Source organism: Corallococcus interemptor, assembly GCF_003668875.1.
In the GTDB taxonomy this organism is placed as follows: Bacteria; Myxococcota; Myxococcia; order Myxococcales; family Myxococcaceae; genus Corallococcus; species Corallococcus interemptor.
In genome coordinates, this window is sequence record NZ_RAWM01000193.1 from 1 (window position 1) to 12611 (window position 12611).

At 69.7% G+C, this 12611-nt stretch carries 11 protein-coding genes and 1 tRNA gene; 3 read left to right on the forward strand and 9 right to left on the reverse strand.

What is annotated here, in order from left to right; translation table 11 throughout:
- The coding region (locus D7X96_RS36940) for a M13 family metallopeptidase (protein WP_244219853.1) at positions 1 to 2064 on the forward strand (2064 nt) is incomplete at its 5' end.
- Between the two features lie 27 nt (positions 2065 to 2091).
- Positions 2092 to 2340, forward strand: a complete 249-nt coding sequence (locus D7X96_RS36945; RefSeq protein ID WP_120552641.1) for a GlsB/YeaQ/YmgE family stress response membrane protein — start codon at positions 2092 to 2094, stop codon at positions 2338 to 2340.
- A gap of 18 nt (positions 2341 to 2358) precedes the next feature.
- Here the strand turns inward: D7X96_RS36945 and D7X96_RS36950 are convergent, their stop codons facing one another.
- From D7X96_RS36950 to D7X96_RS36965, 4 genes are all read right to left on the reverse strand, one after another.
- A complete protein-coding gene (locus D7X96_RS36950) occupies positions 2359 to 3393 on the reverse strand; it encodes a PA0069 family radical SAM protein (protein WP_121771846.1) in 1035 nt (344 codons plus the stop codon).
- Positions 3394 to 3420: 27 nt separating this feature from the next.
- Complete coding sequence (locus D7X96_RS36955) at positions 3421 to 4038, reverse strand: hypothetical protein (protein ID WP_121771847.1); 618 nt, start codon at positions 4036 to 4038, stop codon at positions 3421 to 3423.
- A gap of 86 nt (positions 4039 to 4124) precedes the next feature.
- Positions 4125 to 4197: transfer RNA gene (locus tag D7X96_RS36960), tRNA-Gly, on the reverse strand.
- A 109-nt stretch (positions 4198 to 4306) separates the two neighbouring features.
- Positions 4307 to 6241: an ABC transporter substrate-binding protein gene (locus D7X96_RS36965; RefSeq protein ID WP_121723858.1), complete on the reverse strand. Its 1935-nt coding sequence runs from the start codon at positions 6239 to 6241 to the stop codon at positions 4307 to 4309.
- Positions 6242 to 6433: 192 nt separating this feature from the next.
- Here D7X96_RS36965 and D7X96_RS36970 point away from each other — a divergent pair, with 192 nt between their 5' ends.
- The gene (locus D7X96_RS36970; RefSeq protein WP_244219854.1) at positions 6434 to 7279 is read left to right on the forward strand and encodes a discoidin domain-containing protein; all 846 of its coding nucleotides are present in this window, start codon (positions 6434 to 6436) and stop codon (positions 7277 to 7279) included.
- A 59-nt stretch (positions 7280 to 7338) separates the two neighbouring features.
- Here the strand turns inward: D7X96_RS36970 and D7X96_RS36975 are convergent, their stop codons facing one another.
- From D7X96_RS36975 to D7X96_RS36995, 5 genes are all read right to left on the reverse strand, one after another.
- Complete coding sequence (locus D7X96_RS36975) at positions 7339 to 7740, reverse strand: zf-TFIIB domain-containing protein (protein ID WP_120552646.1); 402 nt, start codon at positions 7738 to 7740, stop codon at positions 7339 to 7341.
- A gap of 176 nt (positions 7741 to 7916) precedes the next feature.
- Positions 7917 to 9188, reverse strand: a complete 1272-nt coding sequence (gene murA / locus D7X96_RS36980; protein ID WP_121771849.1) for a UDP-N-acetylglucosamine 1-carboxyvinyltransferase — start codon at positions 9186 to 9188, stop codon at positions 7917 to 7919.
- A gap of 53 nt (positions 9189 to 9241) precedes the next feature.
- Positions 9242 to 10108 carry a peptide chain release factor N(5)-glutamine methyltransferase gene (prmC, locus tag D7X96_RS36985; protein WP_120552649.1) on the reverse strand — a complete coding sequence of 289 codons (867 nt, stop codon included), beginning with the start codon at positions 10106 to 10108 and terminating at the stop codon, positions 9242 to 9244.
- Complete coding sequence (prfA, locus tag D7X96_RS36990; RefSeq protein WP_120552648.1) at positions 10102 to 11193, reverse strand: peptide chain release factor 1; 1092 nt, start codon at positions 11191 to 11193, stop codon at positions 10102 to 10104. Before prfA ends, prmC begins: the two co-directional genes overlap by 7 nt.
- Positions 11194 to 11476: 283 nt before the next feature.
- On the reverse strand, positions 11477 to 12611 hold a 1135-nt coding region (locus tag D7X96_RS36995; RefSeq protein WP_147468498.1), incomplete at its 5' end, for a CapA family protein.

Genomic DNA, 12611 nt, shown 5'->3' on the forward strand with positions numbered 1-12611 from the left:
CCCCAGGCCTCCGCCCCGGCCCCCGTGGCCGCCACCGCGCCGGCCACGCCCGCGCCCGCGCCGGAGCCCGCCAACGTGCCCATGGCCGAGCGCCCCATGCCCCCGGGCCTGGACGCCGCGGTGATGGACCCGTCCGTGAACCCCTGTGACGACTTCTACCAGTACGCCTGTGGCGGCTGGCTGAAGACGACGGAGATCCCCGCCGAGCGCGCGCGCTGGAGCCGCGGCTTTGAAACGGTGGCCGAGCGCAACCAGACCGTGCTGCGCGACATCCTCACCCAGGCCGCGGAAGGGCAGGGCGAGGCCACCCCCGAGGACAAGAAGCTGGGGGACTTCTACGGCTCGTGCATGGACGAGGCGAAGCTGGAGCAGTCGCTGCCCACGCTGCGCACGTACCTGGCGAAGCTCAACGGCCTGAAGAGCCAGCAGGCGGTGGCCAGCGCGGTGGCGTGGCTGCACGCGCGCGACGTGAACGCGCTCTTCCGCGTGGGGTCGGATCAGGACCAGAAGGACGCCACGCAGGTCATCGCCGTGGTGGACGCCGGGGGCCTGGGCCTGCCGGACCGCGACTACTACCTCAAGCCCGACGTGAAGATGCGCGAGGCGCGCGCCGCCTACCAGGCGCACGTGCAGAAGGTGTTCGAGCTGTTGGGTGACGCGCCCTTCGTGGCCAGCCGCAAGGCCATTGGCATCCTGGCCATCGAGACGCGGCTCGCGAACGCGCGGCTGCCCAAGGAGGAGCGGCGCGAGCCGGAGAAGGTCTACCACCGCCTGGAGCGCCAGGGCCTGAAGAAGCTGGCGCCCGCGTTCCAGTGGGACACCTACTTCGCGGAGGTGGGGCTGCCCGCGGGTGAAGCGCTCAACGTGACGGAGCCGAAGTTCTTCTCGGAGGTGTCCGCGCTGGTGCGCCAGCAGCGCCCGACGGACATGGGGCCGTACCTCTCCTACCACCTGGTGAAGGACGTGCAGACGGCGCTGCCCAAGGCGCTGCGCGACGAGTTCTTCCGCTTCGAGTCCTCGGTGCTCACGGGCGCCAAGGCGGACCTGGCGCGCTGGAAGAAGTGCGTGGAGGCCACGGACGACGCGCTGCCGCACGCGCTGGCCAAGCCCTTCATCGCGCGCACCTTCGGCGCGGACGGCAAGGCCACCACCCTGGACATGGTCCAGCAGATTGAACAGTCCTTCGAGCGCAACCTGGACACGCTGTCCTGGATGGACGCGGAGACGAAGGCCCAGGCGCTGGTGAAGGTGAAGAAGATCACCAACAAGATCGGCTACCCGGACCAGTGGCGCGGCTACGACGGGCTGACGGTGAAGCGCGACTCGTTCCTGGACAACGTGCTGGCGGCGGACGCGTTCGAGCAGGCGCGCCAGCTGCGCAAGGTGGGCCAGCCGGTGGACCGGCAGGAGTGGTTCATGTCCCCGCCCACGGTGAACGCCTACTACAACGCGGCCACCAACGAGATCGTCTTCCCGGCGGGCATCCTCCAGCCGCCGTTCTTCGGGCGGGACGCGTCCGCGGCGGTGAACTTCGGCGCCATGGGCATGGTGGTGGGCCACGAAATCACCCACGGCTTCGACGACGAGGGCCGCCAGTTCGACGCGGACGGCAACCTGCGCACGTGGTGGACCCCGGCCTCCGACAAGGCCTTCCGTGAGCGCGTGGCCTGCGTGAAGAACCAGTACGACGGGTACACCGCCGTGGACGACGTGAAGGTGAACGGCAAGCTCACCCTGGGCGAGAACGTCGCCGACCTGGGCGGCCTCAAGCTGGCGTACGCGGCCATGGAGGCCTACCTGGCCAAGCACCCGGACCAGGCGGCGAAGGCGAACTCGTACCGGTTCACCCCGGGGCAGCAGTTCTTCCTCGCGCACGCGCAATCGTGGTGCTCGAAGATTCGTAATGAGGCTGCGAGGCAGCGGGCGCTGACGGATTCGCACTCGCCGGCGTTCCTGCGCGTGAAGGGGCCGGACGTGAACCTGCCGCAGTTCCAGCAGGCCTTCTCCTGCCCCGCGGGGTCGCCGATGGTGGCGCCCGCCGCGAACCGCTGCGAGGTCTGGTAGGCCTTCGGGCGCTACCGGGAGGACGACATGGGAATCTGTTCGTGGCTGGTGTTGGGCGGTATCGCGGGCTGGCTGGCCAGCATCATCAAGGGCACCAACGCCCGGATGGGGATGTTCGCCAACATCGTCGCCGGCATCGTGGGCGCGATGTTGGGCGGCTGGGTGTTCAGCTTCTTCGGCGGCAGCGGCGTGACGGGCTTCAACCTGTACTCGCTGCTGGTGGCCACGGTGGGCGCCGTCATCCTGCTGTCCATCCTGCAAGTCATCCGCAGATGACGCCTTAGCGGTCGCCGCCTAGAAGAGCGACAGCTGGGGTGAGTTGGAGGGCCGCGCGGGGCGCCGGAAGGTGTCCGGCGCGGCCTCCGTGACGGACGACGTGCGCATGCCCACCTTGCGCGCCGCCGTCGCGAAGAGCTGGTGGATGGTCTGCGCGTAGAGCCCTTCACCGCGCATGCGGTGCTTGAAGCGGCTGTCGGTGAGCTCCCCGCCGCGCGTCTCGCGGATGCGGTGCAGCACCCGGTCCGCGCGCAGGGGCAGCTTCGCGCGCAGGCGCTCCTCGAACACGGCCTGCACGGGGCCGGGAAGCCGCAAGAGCGTGTAGTGCGCGCGAGTGGCGCCGGCCTCGCGTGCCGAGGCGAGCACCCGCGCGATGTCCTCATCGTTGAGCCCCGGGATGATGGGGGCCACGGACACGGCCACGTCGATGCCGGCCTCCGTGAGCTTGCGGATGGTGGCCAGCCGGCGCTTCGGTGTGGCCACGAGCGGCTCCATGGCGCGCGCCAGCTCCTCATTGTGGAAGGGGAGGCTGATGCTCACGAACAGCCGCGTCTGTGCCGCCAGCCGCTGGAGCACGTCCAGGTCGCGTTCAATCAACACGCCCTTGGTCACGATGCCCACGGGGTTGCGGTACTCGGCGCAGACCTCCAGGCACTGGCGGGTGAGCCGCAGCGAGGCCTCCAGGGGCTGGTAGCAGTCCGTGACGCCGCTGAAGACGACCGTCTCTCCCTTCCACGACGGCCGGTCGAAGGCCTCGCGCAACAGCTCTGGCGCGTTGGGTTTGACGACGAGGCGCGTCTCGAAGTCGGTGCCCGCGCCGAAGTCCAGGTACTGGTGCGTGGGGCGCGCGTAGCAGTAGGCGCAGGCGTGCAGGCAGCCCCGGTACGGGTTGACGCTCCAGGAGAAGCACACGTCGGGACTGTCGTTGCTCGCGATGATGGAGCGGCTGTGGTCCTCCCAGACTTCGAGGCGCGCGGGAGGAATCTCGTCCAGGTACTCCACCGCGGTGCTCGCCCACGGGTTGGGCGGATTGTCGACGGGACGGGCCTTCACCCACCCAGGGTGAGGCTGAATGCCCGTTCAGTCAAGACATCCCGAACGTGTCAGGACGGGCCTGCCCGTGAGCAGGTCCCGGTGCAGCGCTTCGCTCAAGATGAACCGGCCCTCCTGTCCGAGCAGGTGGGCCGGGAGCACCGACGCGAAGTCGCCGACGACGGCCTCCGGCACCACCTCGCGCCAGGTCTCGTCGTCGGTGATGAGCGTGTCGACCGCGAGCGACCCGAACTCCACCTGGTGGCCTTCCTCGATGAAGACCCTGGCGCTCAGCCGTCCGCCCACGCCCAGCGTGTCCATGTCGAACGAGTTGGCATACAGGACGTTCGCCACGGTCAGGTTGCCCGTCACCCGGACCTCCGAGCCGCAGACCAGGTCTCGCGTGTGCAGGTTGCCCAGCACGTAGAGCTTGGAGCAGTCATCCTCGTTCTGGAACGCATCCGACAGGCAGCCCTTCACCGTCAGGTTTCCCATGACGATGGCGACCTCGTTGGCCTCCAGCGCGAAGTCGCCGTCGAGCTCCAGGTCGCCTTCGCGCAGCGCGAAGTGGAGGTCCTCCGCGTCGTCCTCGAAGGGGGTCTCCAGCAGGTCGGCGAGCAGTTCGTTGGCGCGGGCGCTATCGGTCGGCTGGAAGTGGCTGGACATGCGCCGGAATCTACCGGCGGCACGGGGCCCCGGAAACACGAAGGCCGGTGGTTCCAGGAAGGAACCACCGGCCCGTGTCTCTTCAGAGCGGCGGAAGGGATTCGAACCCTCGACCCCGAGCTTGGGAAGCTCGTGCTCTACCAACTGAGCTACCACCGCAGGTGACGCGCGAAGCGGTGCCCAAAGTAGGGGCGGGACCCGGCCTTGTCAACGGGAACAAACGCCCTGTTCGTGGCGAACCTTTCCGCATGCCGCGCGCGTCCTTCCGCTACTCCCCCTCTTCAACCGTCAGCTGGTACGAGTCCTGGAAGTTCGCCTCGCGGTTCTTCGCGTCGCGGACCTCGAACACGTACACGCCCGGCTCGGCGCTGTAGCGGATGGTCTCCGGCTGGTCGCCCTTGGCGCGGTCGGACGTCTGCACGAGCGTCAGCTTCCCGTCCGGCTGCACGCGGTGCAGGTACAGCCCCACGTCCACCTTCAGGATGCCCAGCAGCGTCGCGGTGATGGCCGTGCGCACCGGCCGGTCGGACAGGTCCACCCGGAAGAAGTCCACGTCCTTCGCCGGGTACACCGTGCCTCGCACCGCCTTGCCCAACGTCAGGTCCTGCGCGCGGTCGGCGGTGTTGTTGGGCTCGCGCTCCTGGCTTCCGTCGTCCGGCACCGTCGTCACGCTGATGCGGTAGGGCTGCTCCGCGTTCTCGAAGTCCTTCACGAACTTGCCGTTCACCTTGCGGAAAGAGCCCTCCACCCGGAAGTAGCAGGTGCCGTTGCACGCGACGTTGTTCAGCCGCTCCGGCTCCTTGAGTGCGCCGTCGTTGGCCTTGAGCAGCACCGTCTCCTTCTGCCCGTCGCCCTGCGGCGGCTCCACCATGGTCAGCGTCAGGTCCAACCGGTCCACGCCCGACAGCTCCACCTTCGCCAGCACCGGCTCGCGCGTCGTCAGCACGTAGTTGTCCACGTCCGACTTGGGCGACAGGAAGCCCTCGCGGAAGCCCGCGCCCGTCAGCGGCGTGGCCTTGAGCAGTTCGTCATTGGGCTCCAGCTCCGCGTGCGCCCCCGCCTCCTCCTGGGACACCGTCAGCGTGTAGGGCACCTGCGCGTTGTACGTGCGCCGCTGCGCCTTGCCCGTCCCCGTCCAGCCGCCCTTCACCACCACGTAGACCACCCGGTCCGTGGCCCGCACGCCGATGTTGCGCAGGGCCAGGGGCTCGCCCTCCTTGCCCTGCAGCGTGAAGAGCGGCGCCTCCGCGGCGGACAGCACGGAAATCTCCGGCCGCACGCCCTCCACGGCGGACAATTCAATCTTCAGCGCCACCGACGGCACCTCGGGCTCGGGCGCCGGCGCACCCGCGTCCACCGCCTGGGCCGCCATCGCTCCGCCCAGCTCCCCGGGCGCCGTGGGCATCGAGCCCTCCGGCGGCGGCGCGGGAGGCTCTCCGCCTCCGAACGTGCCCTCGGGGGAGGGCGCCCCGGTGTCGTCGACGGCCGGCGTTTCGTCCGGCACGGACGGCGGCGGCACGGCCGCGGGCGGCGCACCCGGGGCCGGAGCCGCGGGAGCGCCGCTGTCCTGCGCCGCGGGCACTTCGCCCTCGGGCGTGGCGGGGCCGGGCAGCTCCACCCGGTACCAGTCCTCATCCCCCGAGTGCCCCAGGAACGCCGTCACCGTCTGCCCCAGGGGCAGCGCGATGGCGTCCACCGCGCGGTCGTTGGGCTCGCGCTCCTCGCCGTCGTTGGGCTGGCGGTACTTCACCTCCAGCGTGTACGCCCCGCCCATGCCCTTGCGCGCGGGGGACACCACCAGCCAGCGCTCCTGCTCCACGTAGAGGTTGGGAAGGCGCTCTCCCTTGCCCTCGCCCTCGCTGTTGACGCCCACCAGCCGGTTGCGGTCCTGGTCGTAGACGTCCAGCTTCACGTCCCCGCCGGGCAGGCCCGTCACCGTCACGTCCGCGATGCGCGCGGTGCCGGGAGCCAGCCGGTACCAGTCCTCATCCAGCTTGTTGGGCTCCGCCGCCAGGCCTCCCGTCACCACGCTGTCGCGAGTAATCGCCAGCGCCTGGTCGGGCCGCTCGTTGGGCTCCTTCTCCATGAGGGCGGCGGGGCCCGTCTCCACCACGCCCGCGTCCGGCACCTCCGCCGGCATGTCCTTCTTGCACGCGGCCACCCCCAGCAGCCCCATGACACTGACCCAGCCCCAACGTCGCATCACGTCTTCCTCCTCGGTCGGTCCGCCTTGTCGGCCTGGGCGTGTCCGGGTGTCAAGCACCCCCAACCCCCGGCGGGCCGCTTTCATCCGCGCGCCCCAGTGGCGCCCCCGGGCTCGGGTCCTGTCCGGTGGTGACGGAAGGCAGACAACCGGACTGGAGCCATGGGGTGGGGACGATCCAAGATGCGCCCCATGCGACGCCTGTCCCTGGCCTGCCTGCTGCTCGTGTCTCCGTCCGTCCTCGCCGCCGCGCCCGCCGCGCCCGGCTATGCCCAGGCGGAGGCCTGGCTGGAGAAGGAGGCGCGTCCGGACCACTACGTGCCCCTGAACCTCCTGGACGGCCGGGACACCACCGCCTGGTGCGCGGAAGGGGAGAAGCCCTCTCACGTCTTCATCGGCTTCAAGGAGCCCGTCACCCTGGACGAGGTGCGCGTCTACACGGGCGACGGCACGTCCCGGGACGCCTTCAAGGCCAACGGCCGCGTGCGCAAGTTCACCCTCACCAGCGTGGACGCGTCCCGCAGCGTCACCGTGCAGGACAAGCGCGGCCTGCAGGCCGTGCCCCTGTCCCAGCCGCTCTTCGGCGCGCGCTTCATCCTGGAGGTCGCGGACCGCTTCCCGGGCACCAAGGAGGACGGCCCGGTGTGCCTCACCGACCTCGTCCTCTACTCGGGCGGCAAGCCCCTCAACGGCCCCATGCTGGCCACCCGGTACAAGTACGACGCGCGCGTGGCGCCGCTCGTGGGCACCTGGTTCGGCGGCCACGAGGGCGCGCCGGAGCGCTTCCTCTCCTTCTTCGTGGACGGCACCTGGCGCTTCTCGCTGGAGCCCCTGGAGACGCCCGAGCCCACCACCGTCGTCTCCGGCACCTACACGGTGTCCGGCAACAAGGTGACGCTGGACATCCCCAAGAAGGGCAAGGTGACGGCGCGCTTCGAGCGGACCCCCGCGGGCGAGGGGCCGAAGGCGGCCGCCGGGCTGACGCTGGACGGGACGCTCCCCGAGGAGTGGGGCAGCGCCTTCCGCAGCCAGCCGTGAGGAAACTCAAAGGGCGCCAGGAGAAGCTCCCCAGGCGCCCGCCGAGCTGAGCCTGGGGCCTAGATGGCGGCCTTGGCCTTCCGCTTCGCGTCGAAGTTGCGGAAGAAGGTGACGATCTCCTGCTCGGCGGCCTTGGCGTCCGTGGCGTCCGCGAACTCCGACTCCAGGAAGATGCCGCCGCAGGACTCGCAGGTGTCGTAGTTCAGGGGGTGATTCCGGTCACCACCGTCGATGCGGACGAAGTCCACCTGGCAGTCGGGGCACTGCCCCGTCAGGGCCTCCGCGTCGACCTTGCCCCCCAGCTGCTCCAGACCGGGCAGGTTGTTGTGGAGGAGGATGCGGCGCAGGTCCGAGACGTCGATCCACAGACCTCCGCATTCTCCACACTTCCGCAACGTCTCGTCGTGATCTCCCGGGAGATCAGTCATTTCGACGTCGGCGTTGCAACCGGGGCAATTCATGGGGCGGCTCGTTCTCCTGAAACGGGGAGCCCACACGGGGCTCCCGGTGAATGGAGAATGATAAGTCGCCCAAAAATTGGGATGCAACCCGTGCAGCCGCTTCTGTTGGCAACGTGCCGTCAGGCAGCCCCCTGGGGCTCAGGCCGCTGCTCGGGCCGGTGCTCGGGCTGCAGTGCTCAGGCCCGCTCCTTCACCCTGCGGATTTCCGCACCCAGGCCCCTCAGCTTGCGCTCCAGCCGCTCGTACCCACGGTCCAGGTGGTAGACGCGGCTGACCTCCGTCTGCCCGTCAGCCACCAGACCGGCCAGGATGAGCGACGCGCTGGCGCGCAGGTCGGTGGCCATCACCGGCGCCCCGCTGAGCTTCTTCACGCCCTTCACCACCGCCGTGTGCCCCTGGATGGTGATGTCCGCGCCCAGCCGGTGCAGCTCCGGCACGTGCATGAAGCGGTTCTCGAAGATGTTCTCGCTGATGACGGACGTGCCGTGGCTCACCGTCATGAGGGCCATCAACTGCGCCTGCATGTCCGTGGGGAAGCCCGGGTGCTCCGTGGTGGTGATGTTCACTGACTTCAGGGACCGGGGCGCCTTGCAGCGGATGCCGCCGTCCTCCACGGTGAGCGTGCAGCCCGCCTCGCGCAGCTTGTCCATCACCGCGTCCAGGTGCTCCGGCCGCGCGTGCTTCACCAGCACGTTGCCCCCGCTGATGGCCGCCGCCACCAGCAGCGTGCCCGCCTCGATGCGGTCCGGCAGGATGGCGTGGTCCACCGGGTTCAGCGACTCCACGCCCTCGATGGTGATGACGGACGTGCCCGCGCCCTCCACCTTCGCGCCCATCTTGTTGAGGACCCGCGCCAGCTCCTCCACCTCCGGCTCGCGCGCGCAGTTCTCCATCACGGTGCGGCCCTTCGCGAGCACCGCCGCCATCATCACGTTCTCCGTGCCGGTGACGGTGATGACGTCGAAGTTCACCATGCCGCCCTTGAGCTGCTTCGCCCGGGCCTCCACGTAGCCTTCCGTCAGGTGGATGTCCGCGCCCAGCGCCTTCAGGCCCTTCAGGTGCTGGTCGATGGGGCGCGCGCCAATGGCGCACCCGCCCGGCATGGACACGCGCGCGCGGCCAAAGCGCGCCACCAGCGGCCCCAGCACCAGCACGCTGGCGCGCATGGTCTTCACCAGCTCGTAGGGGGCCTCCGGGGTGATGGTCCCCGCGATGCTGATTTCACACGTGTCCGCCTTCTTGCCGGTGAGCCGCGCGGCCTCGCAGCCCATGGTGCGCAGCACCTCCAGCATCGTGGCCACGTCCGCCAGGTCCGGCACGTTGCGGAAGGTGGTGGTGCCATCCGCCAGCAGCGCGGAGGCCAGGATGGGCAGCGCCGCGTTCTTCGCGCCGGAGACCTCCACCTCGCCGTGCAGCGCGGTGCCACCCTTCATGACGATCTTGTCCATGTCTTTGCCGTGCCTCTTCCCGTGCTGCTGCCGGGCCGCACATGCCGTGGCCGTCAGGCCGCGGGCTGTGTCCCGAACGCCATGCGTTCACGCCGCTCCAGGTCCTTCTCCACGCGCGCGTCCGAGTAGCCCGCGGCCCGCAGGAGCTCCAGGACGGCGCTTCCCTGGGTCTCACCCATCTCCAATGCAAGCAGTCCGCCAGGCTCCAGCACCCGCCGGGCACCCTGGATGACCCGCCGGAGCGCCGAAAGGCCATCCGGTCCGCCATCCAGCGCCAGCCGGGGCTCGCGCCGCACCTCGGCGGACAGCCCGGCGATGTCGCCCGAGTCGATGTACGGCGGGTTGGACACCACCACCCGGAACGTGTCGCCCGGGGGCAGGGGAGAGAAGAGGTCTCCCTCCAGCACGCTCACGCGGTCCGCCACGCCCAGGGCCTGCGCGTTCTCACGCGCCAGTGCGCACGCGTCCTTCGACAGGTCCGTGGCCACCACCGTCGCCTGCGGCCGCTCCGCCGCGATGCTGATGGCGATGCAGCCGGAGCCCGTGCAGACATCCAGCACGCGGCTGGGGGCGTCCCTGGGCACCGCGTGCAGCACCGCCTCCACCAGCAGCTCCGTCTCCGGCCGGGGGATGAGCACGCGCGCGTCCACCTTGAACGGGCGGTTGTAGAACTCCTTCGCGCCCGTCAGGTAGTTGGTGGGCTCGCCCGCCATCCTGCGCTCGATGAGCGCCTTGAAGGCGGCCAGCTCGTCCTTGGACAGGGGCCGGTCCAGGTCCACGTACAGGCGCACGCGGCCCGTCTTGAGCACGTGCGCCAGCAGGATCTCCGTCGTGAGCCGGGGGGCGTCCACCCCGCGCTTCTCGAAGTGCCCCGTCGTCCAGGTGAGGATGCGACGGATGGTCCAGACGTCGCTCATGATTCGCTGGGGGGCCGCCCGCCACCCGTCTGCGCCTTGAGGGCCTCCGCCTGGTAGTGCGTGCGGCAGGCGGTGATGACCTCGTCCACGTTGCCCACCATGATGGCCGGCAGGTTGTGCACGGTGAGCCCGATGCGGTGGTCGGTGAGCCGGTCCTGCGGGAAGTTGTAGGTGCGGATCTTCTCGCTGCGGTCGCCCGTGCCCACCTGGCCGCGGCGCATGGAGTCGCGCTCGTTGCGGATGCGCTCCTGCTCCATGTCGTAGAGCTTCGCGCGCAGCATGCGCAGGGCCATGGCGCGGTTCTTCCCCTGGCTCTTCTCCTGCTGGCACTTCACCACGATGCCGGACGGCTTGTGGATGAGGCGCACCGCGGAGTCCGTGGTGTTGACGCTCTGGCCGCCGGCGCCCGTGGAGCGCATCACCTGCATCTCGATGTCCGCCGGGTTGATCTGCACGTCCACGTCCTCCGCCTCCGGCATCACCGACACGGTGATGGTGGAGGTGTGGATGCGCCCTTGCGTCTCCGTGGCCGGCACGCGCTGCACTCTGTGAACGCCGGACTCGTACTTCAGGTTGCTGAACACCGCGTCGCCGGACAGCGTCACCGTGGCGTCCTTCACGCCGCCGGCGTTGCCCGCGCTCATGTCCAGGATGTCCGCCTTCCAGCCCCGGCGGTCCGCGTAGCGCAGGTACATCTGCATGACCTCCTCGGCGAAGAGGGCCGCCTCGTCGCCGCCCGCGCCCGCGCGGATCTCCAGGATGACGTTCTTCTCGTCATTGGGGTCCTTGGGCAGCAGGAGGATCTTGAGCGCGGACTCCAGCTCCTCGCGCTGCGCCTTCAGCCCGGGCAGGGCCTCCTTGGCGTAGGCCTTCTCGTCGGGGTCGGCGCTGGACAGCCACGCCTCCACCTCGTTGAGGTCCGCCAGCACCTTGCGGTAGCCGCGGAACGTCTCCACGAGCCGCTCCAGCGCGGCTCGCTCCTTGGAGACCTTCTGGAGCTTCGCCGTGTCGGCGAGGATATCGGGGTTCGACAGGTCGGCCGTGAGCCGCTCGAAACGGCGCTCGACCTCTTCCAGTTTGTCAATCATGCGTGGTTCCCGGGGCGTCTTGCCCCTTTGGCTGCCCCGTGGCAAGGCCCGAGGGCGTCAAGGAAAACCTTGGCCGTGCGGGCAGTGGCATGTAAGAACGGCCCCCGTCGCCGCCCGGTGCGGCTCGAATCACGCTCAACACGGAGTCCTTCACATGGCCGCACAGAAGGGGAATCGTTCCAAGAAGAAGCTGAAGAACCGCGCCAAGACCCGGAAGGCGCAGCTGAAGCGCCGCCGCACGCGCTTCAAGCGCGGCCAGCGCAACAACAAGTAGTGCCGGAAGCTACTGCCCCCCTCTCACATTGGAGGAGGGGGGCGGTGGGCTCCCTGCTCCCCCTGCTTCCGTCGGCTCCGTCGGCTCCAACGCAGGGAGCATCCGCTCCAGCCCCGGCGTCCCCTGCGACGCGGTGCGCAGCAGCGTCATCACCCCTTCGGCCTCGGCACCCGTCACGGGCACCGGCTGGACGGGGAACTCGGGGTAGCGGTCGGTCCTGAGGGGCAGCACGTCACTGGAGAGATAACCCGTGGAGTCGAAGCGCGCCCGCCACAGGACGCTGCGCTTGTCCCGGGGGTTCCAGTTCCCGCCGAACACGAAGTTGCCCAGCGAGTAGAGCACCGGCCTGCCCCGGTACAGCTCCATGGACTGGAGCACGTGCGGGTGGCTCCCCAGCACCCCCGCTGCCCCCGCGTCGATGGCCGCGTGCGCCAGGCGCACCTGGTACGGCTCCGGGGTGGTGTTGCCCTCGATGCCCCAGTGGAAGAAGGGCAATACGACGTCCGCCTGGGCCTTCGCGCTGGAGATGTCCTCGCGCAGCATCCGCTCCATCTCGTCCACGTCGGAGAAGTGCCCGGCCACGCCCGGCGTGGTGTCCGTGGCGTAGACCTCCCGGGGCTCGATGTTGCGCGTGCCCAGGAAGAAGTAGCCCAGGAACGCGACCTTCAGGCCCCCCACGGTGAGGAGGGCCGGGCGGCGCGCCTCCGCCAGGGTGCGGCCCGCCCCGAAGTAGGGGATGCGCGCGGCCTCCAGGGAGGTGAGGGTGTCCAGCAGCCCCTGCGCGCCGTAGTCCATCATGTGGTTGTTGGCCAGGCTCACCACGCCCACGCGGCCCGCGGTGAGCACGTTCACTAGCTCCGGGCGCGCCCGGAAGTTGAAGTTCTTGGGCAGCTTCACCGTGCTGTCCGTGTACGGGCACTCCAGGTTCACGACGAACAGGTCGCCGGAGTCCACGATGGGCATCACCTCGCGGAAGCCGTACGCGAACATCTCCTCGCGCGTCTTGCCCTTGGCCACCTGATCGTCGAAGTACTCCTCGTAGTGGTAGCCCACCGTCACGTCGCCGCCCACCACCAGCGTCACCGGGCGGACGGGGGCTGGAGGGGCCGCCTGGCCAGCGGGGTGTCCGGTTTCGGACCCGGGC

Coding starts and splice junctions, on each gene's coding strand:
- D7X96_RS36945 (WP_120552641.1), top strand. CDS start 2,092: ATGGGAATCTGTTCGTGGCTGGTGTTGGGCGGTATCGCGGGCTGGCTG.
- D7X96_RS36955 (WP_121771847.1), bottom strand. CDS start 4,038: ATGTCCAGCCACTTCCAGCCGACCGATAGCGCCCGCGCCAACGAACTG.
- D7X96_RS36965 (WP_121723858.1), bottom strand. CDS start 6,241: ATGCGACGTTGGGGCTGGGTCAGTGTCATGGGGCTGCTGGGGGTGGCC.
- D7X96_RS36970 (WP_244219854.1), top strand. CDS start 6,434: ATGCGACGCCTGTCCCTGGCCTGCCTGCTGCTCGTGTCTCCGTCCGTC.
- D7X96_RS36975 (WP_120552646.1), bottom strand. CDS start 7,740: ATGAATTGCCCCGGTTGCAACGCCGACGTCGAAATGACTGATCTCCCG.
- murA (WP_121771849.1), bottom strand. CDS start 9,188: ATGGACAAGATCGTCATGAAGGGTGGCACCGCGCTGCACGGCGAGGTG.
- prfA (WP_120552648.1), bottom strand. CDS start 11,193: ATGATTGACAAACTGGAAGAGGTCGAGCGCCGTTTCGAGCGGCTCACG.